Raw genomic sequence first — 19374 nt, forward strand, 5'->3', positions numbered from 1 at the left:
CTATGGCACCTCGACGGAACCGCGCGCATCGCCCGCAACGAACTCTTCCGAAAGCTCGACACCGCGAACTACCGATACACCGACTGGCTATGGAACCACAACAAAACCGCATAACCCACCCAGCAAAAACACCGCCGAACCGACCCCAACCCACCAACCCGCAACGACCGTAAAGGAACCGATCATGCGCGGAAAGATCGCACTCGAAGAACACGTTTCAACCAAACTCAACAACACGCTGTGGGATTCGGCGGGCGAGGCGGACCGTAACGGCGCAACCTACATGGCCGACGTCGAAGCCAAACTGCTCGACACCGACGAGCGGATCGAGCTGATGGACGCCTACGGGATCGAAACCACGATCCTGTCGCTGACCTCGCCTGGTATCCAGTCCATCCTGGACATCGAGCAGGCCGCCGAGACGGCGCGGGAATCCAACGACACGGTGCGCGCGAAATATGTGGATGCCTACCCGACCCGGCTGGGGTTCTTCGCCGCCGTGGCCATGCAGGACCCCGAGGGCGCCGCCACCGAACTCGAACGCGCCGTCACCGAACTCGGCGCCAAGGGCGCTCTGATCAACGGCTACACCAACATCGGTGACCACGACACCGGCCGTTACCTCGACGATCCGGTGAACCTGCCATTCTGGGACAAGGTGTCCCAGCTCAACGTTCCGGTCTACCTTCATCCCCGCGAACCGTTGCCGGGTCAGCAACGCATCTACCAGGGCTATGAATCGCTGGTCGGTTCTGCGTGGGGGTTCGGACACGAAACCGCCACGCACGCAGTCCGCCTGATGCTGTCCGGCCTGTTCGACACCTACCCCGGAATCCAGATCATCCTCGGCCACCTCGGCGAAGGGCTGCCCTTCCTGCTACCACGCTTGGAGCATCGGCTGAACAAGCAACGTGACGGCGCCGGCCTGGGCATCGCCCGGCGCAAGGTCAGTGAGTACCTCAGCGACAACTTCATCCTCACCACCAGCGGGCATTTCCACACCCGCACGCTGCTCAACGCGATCAGCGAGATCGGCAGCGACCGGCTGTTGTTCTCGGTCGACTACCCCTACGAGAGCATGGCCGATGCCGTCGAATGGTTCGACAAGTCGTTGCTGAGCCACAACGACCGGGCAAAGATCGGCAGGGGAAACGCGCAACACATCTTCAACCTCTGAGTATCCGCCCCGCGCAAAACGGCGCGGGCACGGCGCGGCGGGTCGTCACCGTGGTCTCGGTGCTGGGGCATTCGAGCATGGTGTTCTGCCAGAAGATCATGATTCCCGCCGCCGGCATGTGCCTCATCGTCGGATTGTTTGTCTACGGCACACATTTCGACTCGCACTACTCCGGTCCCTATGCCGGCGACTGGACCCGCCACATCTCCCCCAAGCTGCCACCCGGACGGGTCGATTCTGCGCGCGTTGTTCCTCGGCGGCTTGTTCGGCATGGGTGGCCCGTTCATGTGGGGCGTGTTCACCTCCGCGGTGTTGTACTCCAACACCATTCCCGATGCCGACAGCTCCTACGTGCTGGCGCTGATCAACGCCGCACCGCTGTGGTACATCCCCGCCGTCATCTACGTCGGGCTGGCCTCGAGCATGGCGCAAGCCGTGATCAACACCTACGGAACGGGTTTGGACACCTCGGCGATCATCCCGAGGCTCAACCGGGTGCAAGCCACGCTGCTGGCCTGCGTCGTTGCCACCGTCCTGGTGTACGTCGGGCACTTCTACTCCGCCATCGCCGGCGGAGTCGCGGTCTTCCTCGCGCTGCTGGCTTGCTCGTCGATCCCCTGGATCGTCATCCTGACCATCGGCCACTTCCACCGCCGCGGCTACTACCACACCGACGATCTGCAGGTGTTCAACCGCGGCGAGAAGGGCGGGATGTACTGGTTCACCGGGGGGGCTCAACTACGTCGGCGTCGGAGTGTGGGCCATTGCCTTCGCCTGCGGACTGATGTTCACCAACAACGCGTGGTTCACCTCGCCCGGCGCCGAACTCCTCGGCGGACTCGATACCGGATTTCTCGTCGCCGGCATCGTCGCCGCCATCCTCTATCCCCTGGCTCTGCGGGTCCTTCCCGAGCCCGCCGAACTCTTCGCCCCGCGGCGACCCGTCCAGTCGACGCGGCGAGTCTGACGATGGTCACTACCGCGCGTTCTGACATCATGGAACGGCAGTTCACGGAGGAGGTCGAGGTGGCGGTCACCATCCGCGACGTCGCCGCGGCCGCCGGCGTGTCCCTCACCACCGTCTCCCACGCCCTGAGCAACCAAGGGCGAATCGGCGAACGGACCCGCCAGCGCGTGCTCGAAGTCGCCACCGAACTCGGCTACCAAGCCAACGTGCACGCCCAGCAACTGGTCACCAACAAGAGCCGCACCCTGGCGATTCAGATCGCCCCGTTCGACTCGACCAGCCAATCGAGCATGCTCATCCCCAACTCCGAATACTTCCTCGAAGTGCTCAACGGCGCCTCCGAGGAAGCCGGCAAGCACGGCTACGCCCTGGTGCTCACCCCACCCGGCGTCGCACCCGCCACGATCAGCGCCTTCGCCGTCGACGGCGCCATCATCGTCGACCCCCACGGCGACGAAGGCCTGCTGGATCCGAACTGGACAAGCGCGCACCCCGTCGTCACCGCGGGCCGCACCGCCGGAGTGCACCCGCACCGCTACGTCGTCGACAACGACCATCGCGCCGCCGCCCTGGACGCGCTCGAACACCTCTGGACCCAGGGCTACCGCCGCCCGGCAGCCATGATCACCGACCGCGCCCGGTCATACACCCGCGACGTCATCGACGCCTACACCACCTTCGCGCAGGCCCACGACATCCCCGCGCGCACCGTGGAGACCGGCACGGGAGACTCCGCGAAGGCCGCGCTGCGCACACTGCTCGCCGAGACCAACCCGTCCGACGCCATCTACGCAGGCTCGGAGGACATCGCGCTCGACGTCCTGCACGAGGCGAGCACACTGGGGCTGGACATCCCGCGCGATCTCGGCCTGTGCAGCTGCGTCGACAGCAGCACCTTCAACCTCACCACCCCCGAAGTGACCGGCATCTTCTGCCACCCCAGAACCATCGGCGGCGTCGCCGTGGAACTGCTGATCGACCTGGTCGAAGGCCACCAACCCGCCCAGGAAGCCGTCATCGTCCCGACCGAGTTGAACATCCGCCGATCGACGTTGCGCAGCGCCGCACGCGCCTAGCGGCCAACGCGCCACTGGCCTGTTGCCGTCGGCTGCAAAAACCTTTTATCATGGAGCACGGAATGAAGACACTGGTGATCAGCGCAAGCGCCCGCGAGGACGGCAACTCCAACCTGCTGGCCCGTGCCGCCGTCGACGGCGCGCGGTCGGCCGGGCACGACGTCGAGCACGTATACCTCGCCGACTACGTCCAGCGGATGCTCGACAACTGCCGGCGCTGCCGTCGTGTCTCCGATCGCCTCTGCTCCCTCGACGATCGCTACGGCGAACTGCTCCTGGAGAAGATGCTGCCTGCCGACGGCATCGTCTACGCCATGCCGCTGTACTTCTACGGAATGCCAGGCCGGCTCAAGACGGTGTTCGACCGCCTGTTCTGCTACACCGCCAACAGTGCACCACAGCAGGAACGGGTCATCGACGGCATCATGGGCAAGAAGGTGGGCGTCCTGATCTCCTGTGAGGAGAGCTACCAGGGAGCCACCGTCGGCGTGGTCGCCCAGTTCCAGGAACTGACCCGCTACCTCAATCAAGACCTCGTCGGCGTGGTCGTCGGTCAGGCCAATAGCCGCGGCGAAATCGTGGTGGACCCAAGCGATCCCGTCTCGGCGGCCGGTCGACTTGCCGAGCGGCTCTACGACATCCGCGTCACCGACTACCGCCTCGACACCGTGCGGTCCAACAAGGTGTGGGAACACCTCCGATCGGTACCGCCGGCCACCGACCCCGAGGCGGACCTCTCCATCGGCGGCGCGCGGTAATCAGCGGAGACTCCGTCGTAGCCGCAGTCCGCAGCTCTATTTAGCTGAACAATGCTGCCTGCGACCTTGCCCGGCACCACGAGATCTGACGCGCCGATGAAACACGCAGCATCTACTGTATGAACAGTTGGTAGCCATCCGGCGTACACGACCCCGCCGTCGCATGGCTTCGAGGAGGCATCGTTATCGGCAAGTACGTCGGCTACGTCCACGGTGACGACCGACTCCATGGCTTTCTCGCCGGCATCGCCCGCGATCAGCTCGGTGTTCATGGGCCGACGCCGGCCTTTCGCGCCTTCAGACTGCGCGGCAGCAACGAGGTCTATGCCTACGAGGAGAAGTACAGTCACGCCAGGATCATCTGCAAGTTCTACGGCCAAAGGTTCGGCTGGGACCGCGACCGTGCCGCCGGAGTTGCCTACCGGGAGTATGAAGGCCTGCAGCGACTGCGCGGCTACGACCTGGTCGGCTCCCCGCACCATGTGATCCGACCGCTCGGCGTCGATCCGGGTATCAACTGCGTTCTGGCGCTGGAGTTCTACGCCGGAGAGCAGTTCAGCCAGGCGATCTCGCGGTCCATTCACAGCCACGACGACGCCCATCTGTTCTGGCGACTCAAGGCTTTGGGTTATTTCCTCGCCACGCAACACAATCGGACAGCGAACGGCAGATCCGTCGACTTCGACGCCGACTGCGGCTATTTCGAGCAGCTCGTAGCCCGGCTGCAGCGCAGGCAGCGGATCGGGATATGGGACGCCGACGAACTGCTGTGGCTCCAGGGCCTATGGCGGGATCGGCCCGCGATGTGGCAGGACAGGCAAGTATGGCTGCACGGGGACGCCACACCTGCCAACTTTCTCTTCGGGCACGGCCTGGACGTGGCCGCAATCGACCTAGAGCGAATGAAGCGCGGCGATCGGATGTTCGATGTCGGCCGCGTCGCCGGCGAACTGCAACACGCGTTCATGTCCGCCACGGGCAGCAGTCGGCGCGCCGAGCCATTCATCGGGCACTTCCTGTGGGAGTACAGCTGCCACTTCCCAGACCGGCAAAGCGCGTTCGCATCGATGACCTCGCGGTTGCCGTACTACATGGCGCTCAATCTGCTGCGCGTCGCCCGCAACGACTACATTTCCCCGGAGTACGGCGCGAAGCTGGTCCGCAAGGCCAAGCGTCTGCTCCAGGCCTGCTAGCGCTTCACCACACGAGAGGGTGTAACCGCATCATGGATGTCGCCGCCATCGCGTTCGACGTCAACGGCACGTTGATCGAGATCCGCACCGAGGACGATCGCGAGGACGCCTTCCGCGCGGTCGGGCACTTCCTGACCTATCAGGGCATCGATCTGCGCCGCCACCAGATCCGCGACCTGTACTTCCAGCGCCTCAAGGACCAACAACGCGAAAGCGCCGAGCAGTACCCGGAATTCGATGCGGTGCGGATCTGGCGGTCCATCATCGATGACCACACCAGCGACTACACCAGGACCAAGGCGCCCGAGCGACTCACGCAGCTGCCACTGACGTTGGCCGAGATCTACCGCGGCGTGACGCGTCGGAAACTCAAGCTGTACCCCCACGTCCGGTCGACGCTCGAAAAACTGCGCGAGCGCTTTCCCCTTGCGATCGTCAGTGACGGGCAGAGCAGCTACGCCCGCGGCGAACTGCACAAGGTCGGTCTGACGGCGTGCTTCGACCCCATCGTCGTCTCCGGTGACCACGGCTTCCGAAAGCCCGATCCGCGGCTGTTTCAGCTCGCCCTCGACGGGATGGGGATACCGGCTGAGAAAGCCCTCTACGTCGGCAATGACATGCACCGCGACATCTACGGCGCGCGCGAGATTGGCATGGGCACCGTCATGTTCGACTCCGATCAGGGCACAAAGTACTACGAGGACTGCGTGCCCGACCACCGGATCACCGACTTCCGCGACCTGCTGGACATCGTCGGTATCTAGGCGTCCGGATCTTCCAGCCACCCCCGGCAGGACCCAGCTAAGGCGGAACGGCGAGACTCCAGCTAGCGCCAATGTCGAATGGCCGTCAGCAGTGCTGACTTTGATCTGCTGGGGCGCAACGCTTGTGGCATGGCCGAATCCGGCCACGGCGCGATCAAGAGGAACGCCATGAGAGCAGCCATCAAGTATGTCGCACCGTGGTTGGCCGCGGCCGCCATTGGAGCAGCGGTTGCCCTTTCACCCGCCGCCAGCGCCGCTCCCGGCCACACGCCCGTCACACAGACCCCGTCGGTCCATGGTTCGACCGGACCATCCGCGCCCGCACAGCCCTTCCAGACTGGAGAAGATCCGCTGGTGCCGACAGGTGTCGACCCCTACGTCCCCGCCTACCCGGGCATGGGCCGACCGTTCTGAGAGCCATCGACGTGGAACGAACGGTGACCAGTGTCCGCACCGGGTCCTGGTTGACCCGGTTGTCGGACCGCGTCCGCACGCAGGAGACCAGGCCCGACGACCGAGTCCCCCTGGCTGAGGCAACCGACGGCGAGGAGCATGTCCTGGCCAGGGCCGGGATCTTTCAGGGCGTGTCGCCGACGGCGGTCTCCGCAGTCACCAAGCATCTGCGGCGCACCGAGTTTCCGTCAGGGCGAACGATATTCACTCAGGGCGATCCCAGTGACGATCTCTACATCATCATCGCGGGGAGGGTCAAGATCGGGCGGCGCACCGTTGATGGCGGCTTGAACCTGCTGACGATCATGGGGCCATCCGACATGTTCGGTGAGCTCTCGATCTTCGACCCGGGGCCGCGCACGATGAGCGCCATCGCCATCAGTGACGTGCGCGTGGTGACGATGGACCGTGACGCACTCCGGCGATGGATCGCCGACCGGCCGGAGATCGCGGTGCGATTGCTGCGCGTGCTGGCCCGACGACTGAGGCGCACCAACAACGACTTGGCCGACCTCATCTTCACCGACGTCGCGGGCCGAGTCGCCAAACGGCTACTCCAGCTGGCGCAGCGGTTCGGTGTCCAGGAGGACGGCGCCATGCGCGTCGCACACGGCCTGACTCTCGACGAGATCGCTCAGCTGGTGGGAGCCGCGCCGGAGACCGTGGACAAGGTGTTGTGCGACTTCACCACTCGCGGATGGATTCGGGTGCACGGCAACAGCGTGGTGATCACGGACTCCGAGTCCCTGGCCGGGCGAGCGCACTAAGGCGGGAAGCCCGGTCACTGGGTGCTGGCGGGCATCAATCGACCCCGGCTGACGTCAGGTGCGGATTGGCATCAGCCGTGACGACAAACGTCCGCGGGAAGGCAATCCTGAAGTGAGCCCCAGCTGGGCCCTCACCTATGTGAAGGAGTATCGAGCGTGCGGACCAAAGTCAGTGCAATCACCCTTCTGCTGGCGGCAGGTGCTGGCGCCGTTGCGATTTCCGCTGCGCCGATAGCGGCGGCAAGTTCAACCGGATGCAGCAACATCGGCTCGGACACCGAATGCCAGACACCCGGCAACGTCCAGATCAACGATTCCGCGCCCATTCAGTACGCGCCGGAGTACCCCGAGTTCGGCATCATGGGCTACCCCATGGCCGGCGGCCATCGGTAACGGTCGCTGACTGACGGCGTCGCTGCCGTATCCCACGACACGAGAAGGAAGTCATGACTACGGAGCTGGTGATCGCCGACAACGGCGGCGGGGATGCGTTCGACCCTACCATCCCGGCACCGATGACCGATGTGGCCGAATATGGATTCGAGGGGCGATTCGACCATTGGGCCGACGACGCTCGATATTTCGAGTATTCGAAGGCGGCGAACCCCATCGGATCGGGGCACACGTCAACGGTTCCGATCACATCCTTTGGTCGAGAGCTGTATGCCGAAGGCCCCACCCGAATAGTCCCGCTGGATCTTTCGAACGAACTCAGCCTGAGCGACGGCCCCGCCACCAGTCCGGCACTGGTCGCGAACTTCGTGCGCATTCAGTGGGGCGAGCAGGTCGAGACGAGCCCCAATGCCACCTCCCAGCTGTACTACGTGATCAGCGGACGAGGTGTCAGTGCCGTCAACGGTCGGCTCGTCCACTGGGAGGAGGGCGACTTCCTGACGATGCCCGCCGCCACCCGTGCCACGTTCCACGCCGACACCGACGCGACGCTGTACTGGGTGCACGACGAGCCGCTGTTGCGCCATCTGGGAGCGCGAGCCACCGAACCGCGTTTTCGTGCAACGAAGTTTCGGCGGACCGACGTGGTGGCTCACCTGGATCAGATCGCATCGCGCCCTGGCGCAAACGACAAGAGCAGGGTGAGTGTCCTGTTGGCCAACGCCGCGCAGGAGCAGACCCTCACCATCACCCACGTGCTGTGGGCAATGTTCGGCCTGTTGCCACCGAATCAGGAGCAGCGCCCGCACCGCCACCAGTCGGTGGCCCTCGATCTGATTCTCGACGCCAAGCCCGGGTGCTACACCTTGCTGGGCACTCACTTGGACGAGCGGGGCAACATCGTCGACCCGACCCGCGTCGACTGGGAGGCGGGAGGCGCGTTCGTCACGCCACCGGGTCTTTGGCACGCACACTTCAATGAGTCGGGCGCCCCGGCGCACCTGATTCCGATTCAGGACGCCGGGTTGCAGACCTACCTGCGCAGCCTGGACATCCGCTTCTCCGACCGACGGTAGGCCGGCCGCTTCACATCCGGTCAGCGTGACTCGAGGAAGGTGATCACCGCGAGGACGCGGCGGTGGGCGTCGTCGGTTGCCGGAAGGTCCAGCTTGCTGAGAATGCTGCCGACGTGTTTGGCCACCGTGCCCTCGGTGACCCAAAGCCGCTGGGCGATACCGGCATTGGAGCGACCCTCAGCCATCAGCGTCAGTACCTCGAGCTCTCGTGCGCTCAGCACGGAGAGTGGGTCAGCGCGTCGGCTGGCCGACACCAGCTCGGACACCAGCACGGGGTCCACCACCGATGCCCCCTTGGCGATGCGCTGCAGGGTGTCGACGAAGTCGGCCACATCGGTGACTCGACTCTTCAACAGGTAGCCAATGCTGTGTCCGCTGCCGAGCAGCTCCATCGCCTGATCGACGTCGACGTGAGCGGACAGCACCAAGATGGCGGTGGCGGGCAGCTCCGCGCGGATCACCCGCGCCGCGTCGAGCCCCTCGTTGGCATTGGTCGGCGGCATCCGGATGTCGGTCACCACCAACTCCGGCGTCGTGGCTCGCACCAACGCCAGCAGCTCAGGGCCGTCGCCGGCTTGCCCGACAACCTCGAAACCGGAGTGGCTCAGCAGGCTGACGAGACCCTCGCGAAGCAAGACGTCGTCCTCGGCAACGACCACGCGGACCGGAGCCGCCGATGCCGTCGCAAGTTGGCTATTCATGGCACCGGCAACGGGATTGGGATCGTCGCAACCAGTGATGTCCCACTACCGACCGGGCTGGAAACCAGCAGGCGTCCGCCGAGCGCCTCGACACGGTCTCGAAGACCGATGAGCCCGGATCCCCTGCCTGAGTCGGCGCCACCCGCCCCGTCGTCGCGAACAGACAGTCGCAAGTCATCACCGTCGGTATCCACCTTCACCGTCACCTCGGATGCCCGCGCATGTTTGGCGGCGTTCGTCAGCGATTCCGCGACGACGTAGTACGCGGCGACCTCCACACAGTCGGGCAACCGCCCCTCCACGCCGAGGTCGAGCTCAACCGGAACGGTCGAGCGGCGAACAAGTGTCTTGAGTGCAGGTGCCAACCCGCCTCGCGAGAGAACCGCGGGATGAATACCGCGGGAGAGGTCCTGGAGGTCCTTGGATGCGTCGACCAGACCATCGACAACCTCAGACATCTGCCGTCGCACTGATTCGAGATCGGCAGGCACTGCGGCTTCCGCATCCCGAAGCTTGAGCCCCAGCGAAACCAACCGTTGTTGGGCGCCGTCGTGCAGATCGCGTTCGAAGCGGCGTCTGGCCTCATCGCCTGCGGAGACGATCCTCGCGCGGGACGCAGTGAGCTGGGCGCGGGTTTCAGCGTTGGCGATCGCGGTCGCCACCAGATCCGCGAAGTCCCCGAGCCGGGACTCGGTGTCGTCGGACAACGGATCGCATTGGAACGAACCGACGATGGCTGCACCCCACACTCGGCCGTCCACCATGATGGGCGCTCCAACCCCCGCGCCGAGGCCTGCCGCACGGACCATCGCTGCGGTTGCACCGGCAGCATTGTCATGACTGTCCATCCGTGCCGGGCGGCCCGTGCGGAAGACCATCGCCGCGATGTGCTCGCCCTCGGGTGCAAACCGCGTGCCCAGCGGCATCTGCGGCCCGCGGTCGTCGTGAGTGGCCAGCAGAACCGAGCCGCCGTCGACCTCGAACCGGACCAGAGCCGAGTGGTGCACACCCAGGCAGCGCGCCAGCTCCCCCGCCACCGTGGCGAACACCTCGAACGGAGGGGCCGCGCGTGCGACCAGCGTGGCAACCCGTCGCAACGAAGACTGCAGTTCAGCGAGCGTCCGGAGCTGGTCACGGCTTCGCTCTGCCTCCCCGCGGCGGTGATCCGCCTCGACCGCCCGCGTCCGCACCAGAGACGCCAGCGTGTTCGCCACCAAGGCCACCATTACGAAGACGCCCACCACCGTCCAATCGTCGGCGCCGAATTCGAACGGGCCCGGCCAACCTCGGAAGTAATCGAAGGCGAGAGCGCTGGCCACCGATGTCGCCGTAGCGAGCCCGAATCCCCACACCGTGGACACCACCAGGACTCCGAGCAGGTACACGACCCCGAACGCATCTCCAGGAGCGACCTGCACGCCCATGAGGACGGCACCGGTCTCCGCGACGATGAACGACGCGGCGACCATCAGCCCCAGCCAGACGGGCGGGGTCTTTGGACGAAGCAACAGCGAGATCAGACGAGCACGCATCGGCGGCGGACCTATTCCCGCATCAGCGTGCTGGCTGTCGACGGGGACCGCCGGCGTTGACGACTGCTGGCCGAGCGCCTGCAAGCTTCTCGGAAACGATCGTCGCGGAAATGGACAGGACAGCACATGTGAGCGTAATTCTCGAAGATGTGGAGTTCCTGGGAACCAACCTGCTCGGCATCGGCAGCGTCACCGTGGAGCACCCACCATCTGACCGATGCCGTAGGTGACGAGCATTGCAACCGCTCCACCGAGCACGACGCGAAGGATCGCACGTGTCTTGCGGGCGCCGCTGAGGACGCTACTGACCGTTCCAGTCAACGCCAGCGCCAACAACACCGAGACGAACGCGACGGGGACGCGGGCGCTGGCCGGCGGAAGCAGGATCGCGATGAGTGGAATGACCGCTCCGGCGGTGAACGCGATGGCGGATGACATCGCGGCCTGCCAGGGGTTGGACAGATCGTCGGGATTGATGCCCAATTCCACGTCGAGATGGGCGGCGAGGGCGTCGTGCGCCGTCAACTCCTCAGCGACCGTGCGTGCGGTCTGTTGGGTCAGACCCTTCGCAGCGTAAAGCGCAGTCAGTTCGCGCAGTTCGGCCTCGGGGGTGTCGCGGAGTTCCTGGCATTCCTGCTGCAACAGGGCTTGCTGACTATCGCGTTGCGTGCTGACCGAGACGTATTCGCCGAGGGCCATCGATACTGCTCCGGCGACCAGGCCGGCCATACCGGCGGTGAAGATCACCTCCCTGGCTGCGGTAGCCCCCGCAACGCCTACCACCAGGCCGGCGGTGGACACGATGCCGTCATTGGCCCCAAGGACCCCGGCGCGCAACCAGTTCAGTCGGCCGGCCACGTTGTGTGCATGCGGTTCCGTCGCGGGATGCTCAGCACCGCTATGCAATTCGATATCGCTCGTCGTCATGTCGTGCCAACCGTCGGGCGCGCACCTCGTGGTGAGGCGGCCGTGACGGCCAACGTGGTGGTCGTCACGTCGTTTCTCCCCAATCTGTCGTCGTTCGCTTGCCATGATCGCGATCGAACCGAACGCTGTCGCCACCGCTGACACCCGTTACGGGTTCCTGTCAGCGGTAGTCTCGGCTTGGCTGTCAGCTGTAAACGCGCAGCGTGTCGCGGTCGCTCTGCGCAACCGCCTGCCGTCTGACCCTGCCCATTGCAGCTGGCCGGTATACGCGAGGTAGGGCTGGCGGGGGTTGGCAGATGGGCGCCAGCCTCGAAGACACAGGCCACCGTCGCGGTGATCGTAGAGTCCATGCAAACAGCCACCCAAAAACCCGCAGCCGGTGTCGTCGCCGGCGACCCAACATCCGACGCCGTAACCGGTCCCCGGCCAGGTGTGAAGTACGCCGTCGAGGCGATCGGAACCTTCTTTCTGGTGTTCACCGTCGGGGCCGCCGTCGGAAGCGGCAGCCCGCTCGCCCCGCTGGGCATCGGCGCGGTCCTGATGGTGATGATCTACGCCGGCGGACACCTGTCAGGCGGTCACTACAACCCGGCCGTCACGATGGCCGTCCTGGTGCGTCGGCGGATCACGCTCCACGAGGCCGTCGGTTACTGGGTCGCGCAACTCGGTGCCGGGCTGCTCGCGGCGGTGGTCGTACGCACGGTCGTCGACCCGGCCCACGCGGCAGTCGGCGCGACGATGTTGCTGAGAGGCCGAACGGAGTTGGCGGCGTTCGTCGTTGAGCTGTTGTTCACCTTCGCGTTGTGCTACGTGGTACTCAACGTGGCGACCAGCAAGGACCACCGGAACAACTCGTTCTACGGCCTGGCGATCGGGTTCACCGTCGTGGCCGGCGCGGTCGCGGTCGGAGCGATCTCTGGCGGTGCCTTCAATCCGGCGGTGTCGCTCGGGGCTGCTGTGATGGGGATGTTCGCCTGGCCGACGTTGTGGGTGTACCTGGTCGCGCAGGTGCTCGCCGGGATCGCTGCCGGAGCCGTGTTCCTGGCACTCAACCGGGAAGACCGATGAGCCGCGTGCTGATGGGGCCGGGTTCGATGATCCACCTGCATCGCCGCGACCGGGGAGACACCGCATTCGGCCGGTCGTTCCCCGGGGTGCCCGACGTGGCCACCATCGTCGCCGTCGGACCGTTCGACGATCTGGAACACGCACAACACCTGGCCGCCATGTTCATTGCCGTGCAACGGACCTGTCTGACCGAGCTGGTGCTGCTGGGCACGGGCGTGGGCCGCAGCCTCGTCGTACGGCGCGCGGCCGAGCGCGCCCTGCAGACACGACTGGTCCTGGTCGAGGAACCCGTCGGGCAGCGGCGGTCGCAATTGCTCGCCACCGCCGACCTCGTGATTCCAGGCCCAGGGACGATGGCCGACTCGCTCGTGGAGGTGATGGCCGCCAGTCGAGCCGTGGTGGCACCCGCCAACGCCGTAACCGCCGAGCTGGTGATGCCGCACAGCGCGGGGCTGCTCTACGCGCCCGGTGACGTTTCAGCGATGACTGCCGCGGTGGCGCGACTGTTGGCGCATCCCGAGTTGAGACACCAAATGGGCAGCCGTGCAAGCCAAGTCGCGCAACGCCACCGCATGCACCCCTTGAGCGGGCAGTGGCCGGAGGACGAGAAGAAGTATGCCTAGCCCCAGCTCCAGCCTTCCAACCCTCCATCGAAAGGTATGACGATGACTCGACCGCTTCCCACCACGACTGATGCCGGCATCCCCATCGAGAGCGACGAGCATTCGCTGACCATCGGGCCGGACGGGCCGATCCTGCTGCACGATCACTACCTGATCGAGCAGTTGGCGCAGTTCAACCGCGAACGCGTGCCAGAACGCCAGCCACATGCCAAGGGCTCGGGTGCTTTCGGTCGATTCGAGGTCACCCACGACGTCAGCGCGTTCACCAAGGCCGCGGTGTTTCAGCCAGGCACCATGACCGAGACGGTGATCCGGTTCTCCACGGTGGCCGGTGAGCGCGGCAGCCCAGACACCTGGCGCGACCCGCGCGGCTTCGCGCTGAAGTTCTACACCACCGAAGGCAACTACGACATCGTCGGCAACGACACCCCGGTGTTCTTCCTTCGCGATCCGTTGAAGTTCCCCAGCTTCATCCGGTCGCAGAAGCGCCGCGCGGACAGCAACCTTCGTGATCACGACATGCAATGGGACTTCTGGACGCTGTCCCCGGAGACCGCACATCAGGTCACCTGGCTGATGGGCGATCGCGGCATCCCGCGCAACTGGCGGCACATGAACCTCTACAGCGGACACACCTACATGTGGATCAACGCCGCAGGCGAAAAGGTCTGGGTGCGTTATCACTTCATCACCGATCAGGGCGTCGAGAACCTGACCCAGGCCGAGGCCGACGCGCTGGTGTCGCAGGACACCGACTACCACACCCGGGATCTGTTCGAGACCATCAAGCGCGGCGACTACCCGTCCTGGACGCTGAAGATGCAGATCATGCCGTTCGAGGACGCCAAGACCTACCGGTTCAACCCGTTCGACCTGACCAAGGTCTGGCCGCACGCCGACTACCCGCTCATCGAGGTGGGCCGGCTGACGCTGGACCGCAATCCCACCGACAACCACAGCCAGATCGAGCAGGGCGCCTGGGCGCCCAGCAACCTGGTGCCGGGCATCGGCGCGAGCCCGGACAAGATGCTGCTGGGCCGGATGTTCGCCTACCCCGACGCGCAGCGCTACCGCATCGGGGCGAACTACAACCAGCTGCCGGTCAACGCGCCCAAGTCACCGGTGCACAGTTACAGCAAGGACGGGCAGATGCGCTTCAACACCGTCACCGACCCGGTGTACTCGCCCAATTCCAAGGGCGGTCCCCGCGCCGACGTCGAACGCTACGGCCAGCCGGCGGGCTGGCACACCGACGGCGAGATCGTCCGTACCGCCTACACGCTGCGCGCCGCCGACGACGACTGGGGCCAGGCGGGCACCCTGGTGCGCGACGTAATGAACGACGAGGAGCGGGATCGGTTGGTGGGCAACATCGTCGGCCACCTGCTCGACGGAGTGTCCGAGCCGGTCCTGGAACGCGCCTTCGAGTACTTTCGCAACGTAGACGTGGACCTGGGCGAGCGGGTCGAGAAGGGTGTGCGCGCAGGCGCAGTCGTGGGTACTGACGGATGATGCGAGCGTTTCCAACATAATTGGTGATCCTCATGGCTAGATTCGCGGGCCAGCAACTCTGAGATCACCGACGAACAACGCGCCGAGCGGGGTCAACTTCCTTCGAATGGGAACGTCGCCACTAATGACGTGCCGTTGCCGAGGACGCTGGAGATCCGCAGCTGCCCCCCAAGCGCCTCAACTCGGTCGACCAACCCGATGAGTCCGGACCCTTTGCGCAAGTCGGCACCGCCAACTCCGTCATCGGCAATGGACAACCGCAAGTTCGCACAGCCGGCTCGACACCCACCCTCGCCTCAGATGCTTGCGCATACTTGGCAACGTTCGTGAGCGCCTCCGCGACAACGTAATAGGCAGCCACTTCGGCAGCCTCGGGCAACCGTCTGTCGGTCCCGAGGCGCAGTTGGACTGGGACGGCAGAGCGGCGGGCCAATGTCTTGAGCGCTGGGCCCGGTCCGCCTCTGGACAGAATTGCCGGATGAATCCCGCGGGATATCTCTTGGAGATCCTCCGATACACCCGTCAGACCCGCAACGGCGTCAGAGACCTTCTCCCGCAACGCGCGCCAGTCGGGTGGCATCGATACCTCCGCCGTGCGCAATCGCGGTGGCGACCAGGTCCGCGAAGTCCCGACGCGCGCCTCGGTACCTGCGGGCAGCGGCTCAGGTCGCGACGATCCGACATTCGCCGCGCCCCACAGTCGGCCGCCCACGACAATCGGCACACCGGCGCCTGAACGCAGCCCCGGCGCCTGGAGGTATTGGATGTCGGGAGAGGGCGCGTTCTCGTGGCTGTCCCGCCGGGCGGCGCGGCCCGTGCGGAATACCATCGCCGGGACGCTTTCACCGTGGAACGAAAACTCTCACGGGGCCGTCGGGCTGATCAACAGCGACACCATGCGGGCGCGCATCGGTGGTGCCCCCGAATCAGAATCGCGTGCTGCGCGCACCTCGACCGCGCACCTCTTCCGGGTACCACCCAACGTGGCACTCACCGTCCGGTCAAAACGAGAGCGATCAATGCTGTTCCAATCTCATCGAGCCTCGGCAGGCCTGCGTCGGGTCGAATATCAGCGATGCGCACAGGCGCATCGATGTCGCTACCGCTAATGCCAATCGATGCCCCCCACAGGGTGTATCTCTGGATACCTGCCAGCTGGAACTCGTCCCCGCATGTGCAAGATTTGCAGTTACTGGGGATGCGTACCTGCCCCGACACTGCGAAAGTGAGCTCATGCCGCTGCGAGGTACCCGATGCGCTGTCTAATCGTCGATGACAGCCCGGATTTCGTCGACGCCGCGCGCGGCCTTCTGAAGCGCCAGGGCGTGTCCGTCGTCGGCGTGGCGTCCAACAGCGCCGAGGCGCTGCGGCTCTTCGAGGAATTGCGGCCCGACGTGACGCTGGTCGACATCAACCTCGGCGTGGAGAGCGGCTTCGAACTCGCTGAGCAACTCAGTCGGGTTGGCGGGCCGACACCGTCGCCGGTGATACTGATTTCCACTCACGCTGCCGAGGACTTCGCGGACATGATCGAGACCAGTCCGGCAGTCGGGTTCCTGTCCAAGTCCGCCTTGACGTGCGCGGCCATCCGCGACCTCGTCGGCGAGTCAGCCAGCCTCAAGGAAGGTGATCACCGCTAGCACCCTGCGGTGATCACCGCCGGCCTCCGGGAGATTCAGCTTGGTCAGGATGCTGCGGACGTGCTTTTCCACCGTGCCCTCGGTGACCCAGAGTCGATGGGCGATTCCAGCATTGGAACGCCCCTCCGCCATCAACGCCAACACCTCGCGCTCCCTCGCACTAAGAGCCGCCAACGGATCGTCGCGTCGCTGCGCCGACACCAGCTCAGACACCAAGGCGGGGTCGACCACCGACGCTCCCTTGGCGATCCGCTCCAGGGTTTCCACGAAATCCACCACATCGGTGACCCGACTCTTCAGTAGATAGCCGATGCTGTGCCCGCTGGCCAACAACTCCATCGCATGCTCGACCTCCACGTGCGCCGAGAGCACCAAGATCGCGATTTCGGGGAACTCCTCGCGGATCACCCGCGCCGCATCGAGCCCCTCGGTGGTGTGCGTTGGCGGCATTCGAATGTCGGCCACCACCAAGTCCGGCGTGCTCTCGCGAACGAGCGCGACCAGCTGCCCCCCGTCGCCGGCTTGTCCCACGACATCGAATCCCGAACGGTCCAGCAGGCTGGCCAAACCCTCCCGAAGCAACAGATCGTCATCAGCCACCACCACCCGCACGCGGATCACCACCCTACTGTCGGTCCGGGTTTCGTTGCCCTGCCGAACGTCGGCGACCGCTCTGTGACACATAGTGCACCGGTCCGATACAGACCGGTGCCAGGTTCGAGCAAGACCGAAGCTGGCAGGTAAACGGCCCCGGTCCGGATAACGGGGGGATTTGGCCAACGCGTCACCGCGGCACAGGGCCTGTCCCTAGACGACTTCTTCGACCAAACGCATGGATTTGATGCAGTCGTTCTGGGTGGCGATCAGTATTCCACCTAACTGCAATGCGGGATTCCAGGTCTTCTCAAGCAGTTTCGGTGGCTAGCGCCGACGACAACGGTGTCCGTGTCGAGCAGTCTTGAGACACATACCGAGACCCAAATAAGCATGCGGAGAAAATGATGACTACGGTCAGCACGGGCCGTTCGACGCGCAGCCGGCTGCCGGTGCATCCGGCGGTAGGAACCACCGCGGCCGCCATGGTGGTTGCGGCTACGGTCGGTGTTGGCGCACAGTTCCTTGGGGTCACTCCGCCTGCTCGCGATGCCTCGCCGTACTGCGCCGGGGCTTACCAGTGCGTAGAGCCCGAGGCGGATCGACTGCTCCGAACAGGCTTTGACCCCCTCGGCCCATACGCACCCACGATGTGGAATTCCGGATTGTCGTCCGGTCCGGTCACCAGCCCGCACACCGGCCGCCGGTGATCCCACGCTGGTATCCGCAGACGCGAGTACATCTGCGGAAACCCGACTTTCAGCCGACATCGCATGGAAGCGATGTCACCCAAGTAAGGGGAAAACAGAAAATGATGAAACTGCGGATCGTCGCGCCACTGGTCTTCGCCGCCTCCGCGGCAGCCATTGGACTGGCACCGATCGCAGCGGCCGACGCCACCGTGCGCCAGAGCCCGGGCAACGCCGAAGTCACCGCGACACCCGGGGCAGCCGCGCAACCGGCCGCCCAAAACCAACAGCCATTCGGCGGGGATTCGGGCGCCCTGATATTCCACAACCACTGACCGCGACCGCGCGCTCAGCGCAGGGAGGCTCTTACTCCCGCCCTGAGCGCCATGGTTTTGAGGCGCAGCGGTCGCGGTGGGCATCGCATCGCTGATCGCAGCGGTGGGTGGTGCGCCAGGGTGCCTTTCTGAGAAAGCGGTGCTACAGGCGCCACGCCGCGTGCTCTAATTCTTCGTAGGTCAAAGCACCGGATTCCGACGCGCCGGAGGTTGCGGGCTGAGGGAATCGTCCCTCCGGCAGTTCGGTGGGAGTTTGGGCGGTGCCACCCGATGTCGACGGCGACGAGAACACGCTTCCCTTCGAGGTGGGCCAAGAGGCGGGCTGGACTGACGGCGCGACTGCTGCTTGCGACCGGCGTTCTCGTGCTCGTCGCGATAGCGGCATACGTGGCCCTGTACGTCGCACTTACGGACTTGAGCCGGGCGAGGGCAGTAGCCACCCATTCCCTGCAGGAAGTCAACGTGGCCCGTGACGTGCGACGTCTGCTGATCGACATGGAGACAGGCCAGCGCGGGTTCATCATCACGGGAGAGCCCCGCTTCCTCGAAGAGTGGGAAATCGGACGGCGGACGCTTCCGGAAAGGGTCGCAACGCTGCGGAGGATCGTGGACGATCCACGGCAGGCGAAGCGAGCCGAACAATTGGAGACGGACTCCCTTGCCTACATCAGGGACTACGCGGTACCGCTGGTGGATGCTGCACGCCGCGGAGAGGTTTGGGTGCGAGGAATCCCGGCGAGCGAGGATGGGGAACGTCGAATGGACTCGCTGCGGGGCCAGCTGGACGCCTATGTCACAACTGAGTTCGAGCTGAGCGCGGCGGCCCAGGCCGACGCCGACCACGATTACCGGCGAGCGACCTTCATCGCGGCTGGCGGACTCGCGGCCTCGGTGCTCATCACCGTACTGATGACGATTTACCTCACCAGAAGGGTGGTTCGTCCGGTTCGTCGGACGGCCATGACGGCTGAGCGGATCGCCGCCGGGGAGTTGGACGCACGGGTGCCAGAGACAAGCAAGGCCGAGTTCGGTGTGCTGGAACGCGCGTTCAATTCGATGGCCGAGTCACTGCAGCACCATGTCGGCGAGCTAGCCCGGCTCAGTGACGAACAGGCCGCGCTTCGGCGCG

General features: G+C 65.3%; 21 protein-coding genes. 15 read left to right on the forward strand and 6 right to left on the reverse strand.

The genetic code is table 11. The annotated features are described in order from the left end of the window. The first annotated feature begins 184 nt into the window (after nt 1-184). Complete coding sequence (locus tag QOC69_RS02980; RefSeq protein ID WP_526436198.1) at nt 185-1177, forward strand: amidohydrolase family protein; 993 nt, start codon at nt 185-187, stop codon at nt 1175-1177. On the opposite strand, the gene QOC69_RS02985 is transcribed toward QOC69_RS02980, so the two are convergent. Next, nucleotides 1167-1304 carry a hypothetical protein gene (locus QOC69_RS02985; protein WP_526436200.1) on the reverse strand — a complete coding sequence of 46 codons (138 nt, stop codon included), beginning with the start codon at nt 1302-1304 and terminating at the stop codon, nt 1167-1169. The two genes, QOC69_RS02980 and QOC69_RS02985, sit on opposite strands and share 11 nt — an antisense overlap. A 53-nt stretch (nt 1305-1357) precedes the next feature. Here QOC69_RS02985 and QOC69_RS02990 point away from each other — a divergent pair, with 53 nt between their 5' ends. The 8 genes from QOC69_RS02990 (at nt 1358) to QOC69_RS03025 (ending at nt 8624) form a co-directional block, all read left to right on the forward strand. Then, nucleotides 1358-3220: a LacI family DNA-binding transcriptional regulator gene (locus QOC69_RS02990; protein WP_526436202.1), complete on the forward strand. Its 1863-nt coding sequence runs from the start codon at nt 1358-1360 to the stop codon at nt 3218-3220. Nucleotides 3221-3282: 62 nt separating this feature from the next. Further along, nucleotides 3283-3978: a flavodoxin family protein gene (locus QOC69_RS02995; protein WP_526436204.1), complete on the forward strand. Its 696-nt coding sequence runs from the start codon at nt 3283-3285 to the stop codon at nt 3976-3978. A 359-nt stretch (nt 3979-4337) separates the two neighbouring features. Continuing rightward, nucleotides 4338-5171 (forward strand): phosphotransferase, encoded by an 834-nt coding sequence (locus QOC69_RS03000; RefSeq protein ID WP_526436236.1) that lies wholly within the window; start codon nt 4338-4340, stop codon nt 5169-5171. A gap of 32 nt (nt 5172-5203) precedes the next feature. Next, a complete protein-coding gene (locus QOC69_RS03005) occupies nt 5204-5935 on the forward strand; it encodes an HAD family hydrolase (protein WP_526436206.1) in 732 nt (243 codons plus the stop codon). A 129-nt stretch (nt 5936-6064) separates the two neighbouring features. Continuing rightward, nucleotides 6065-6349: a hypothetical protein gene (locus QOC69_RS03010; protein WP_526436208.1), complete on the forward strand. Its 285-nt coding sequence runs from the start codon at nt 6065-6067 to the stop codon at nt 6347-6349. Between the two features lie 110 nt (nt 6350-6459). Continuing rightward, nucleotides 6460-7155, forward strand: a complete 696-nt coding sequence (locus QOC69_RS03015; protein WP_526436238.1) for a Crp/Fnr family transcriptional regulator — start codon at nt 6460-6462, stop codon at nt 7153-7155. Nucleotides 7156-7311: 156 nt separating this feature from the next. Next, nucleotides 7312-7548 carry a hypothetical protein gene (locus tag QOC69_RS03020; protein ID WP_526436210.1) on the forward strand — a complete coding sequence of 79 codons (237 nt, stop codon included), beginning with the start codon at nt 7312-7314 and terminating at the stop codon, nt 7546-7548. 53 nt (nt 7549-7601) lie between these two features. After that, entirely contained in the window at nt 7602-8624 is a 1023-nt protein-coding gene (locus QOC69_RS03025; RefSeq protein WP_526436212.1) for a cupin domain-containing protein, read from the forward strand. Between the two features lie 20 nt (nt 8625-8644). Here the strand turns inward: QOC69_RS03025 and QOC69_RS03030 are convergent, their stop codons facing one another. The 3 genes from QOC69_RS03030 to QOC69_RS03040 form a co-directional block, all read right to left on the reverse strand. Further along, on the reverse strand, nt 8645-9325 hold the full coding sequence (locus tag QOC69_RS03030; RefSeq protein ID WP_526436214.1) for a response regulator transcription factor: 681 nt from the start codon (nt 9323-9325) through the stop codon (nt 8645-8647). Next, nucleotides 9322-10857: a GAF domain-containing sensor histidine kinase gene (locus QOC69_RS03035; RefSeq protein WP_526436216.1), complete on the reverse strand. Its 1536-nt coding sequence runs from the start codon at nt 10855-10857 to the stop codon at nt 9322-9324. The genes QOC69_RS03030 and QOC69_RS03035 overlap by 4 nt, the downstream gene beginning before the upstream one ends. A 189-nt stretch (nt 10858-11046) precedes the next feature. After that, nucleotides 11047-11784 carry a VIT1/CCC1 transporter family protein gene (locus QOC69_RS03040; protein ID WP_526436218.1) on the reverse strand — a complete coding sequence of 246 codons (738 nt, stop codon included), beginning with the start codon at nt 11782-11784 and terminating at the stop codon, nt 11047-11049. Between the two features lie 348 nt (nt 11785-12132). Between QOC69_RS03040 and QOC69_RS03045 the strand changes: the two genes are divergently transcribed. The 3 genes from QOC69_RS03045 to QOC69_RS03055 are packed head-to-tail and all read left to right on the forward strand — an operon-like array spanning nt 12133 to nt 14987. After that, the gene (locus QOC69_RS03045) at nt 12133-12852 is read left to right on the forward strand and encodes an MIP/aquaporin family protein (protein WP_526436220.1); all 720 of its coding nucleotides are present in this window, start codon (nt 12133-12135) and stop codon (nt 12850-12852) included. Continuing rightward, the gene (locus QOC69_RS03050) at nt 12849-13475 is read left to right on the forward strand and encodes a glycosyltransferase (RefSeq protein WP_526436222.1); all 627 of its coding nucleotides are present in this window, start codon (nt 12849-12851) and stop codon (nt 13473-13475) included. Before QOC69_RS03045 ends, QOC69_RS03050 begins: the two co-directional genes overlap by 4 nt. A gap of 36 nt (nt 13476-13511) precedes the next feature. Beyond that, nucleotides 13512-14987, forward strand: a complete 1476-nt coding sequence (locus tag QOC69_RS03055; protein ID WP_526436224.1) for a catalase — start codon at nt 13512-13514, stop codon at nt 14985-14987. A 121-nt stretch (nt 14988-15108) separates the two neighbouring features. Here QOC69_RS03055 and QOC69_RS03060 read toward each other — a convergent pair whose 3' ends face one another. Further along, a complete protein-coding gene (locus QOC69_RS03060) occupies nt 15109-15816 on the reverse strand; it encodes a sensor histidine kinase (protein ID WP_526436226.1) in 708 nt (235 codons plus the stop codon). 424 nt (nt 15817-16240) lie between these two features. On the opposite strand from QOC69_RS03060, the gene QOC69_RS03065 reads away from it, so the two are divergent. Further along, on the forward strand, nt 16241-16627 hold the full coding sequence (locus QOC69_RS03065) for a response regulator (RefSeq protein WP_526436228.1): 387 nt from the start codon (nt 16241-16243) through the stop codon (nt 16625-16627). On the opposite strand, the gene QOC69_RS03070 is transcribed toward QOC69_RS03065, so the two are convergent. Further along, nucleotides 16595-17251, reverse strand: coding sequence for a response regulator transcription factor (locus QOC69_RS03070; RefSeq protein ID WP_526436230.1), 657 nt, complete (start codon nt 17249-17251; stop codon nt 16595-16597). The two genes, QOC69_RS03065 and QOC69_RS03070, sit on opposite strands and share 33 nt — an antisense overlap. 781 nt (nt 17252-18032) lie before the next feature. Between QOC69_RS03070 and QOC69_RS03075 the strand changes: the two genes are divergently transcribed. Continuing rightward, nucleotides 18033-18245, forward strand: a complete 213-nt coding sequence (locus QOC69_RS03075) for a hypothetical protein (RefSeq protein WP_526436232.1) — start codon at nt 18033-18035, stop codon at nt 18243-18245. A 270-nt stretch (nt 18246-18515) separates the two neighbouring features. Continuing rightward, nucleotides 18516-19374, forward strand: an 859-nt coding sequence (locus QOC69_RS03080; protein ID WP_526436234.1) for a CHASE3 domain-containing protein, incomplete at its 3' end; no start/stop codon positions are given.

Origin of the sequence: Mycobacterium sp., assembly GCF_032162105.1 — a bacterium.
Classification (GTDB): Bacteria; Actinomycetota; Actinomycetes; order Mycobacteriales; family Mycobacteriaceae; genus Mycobacterium.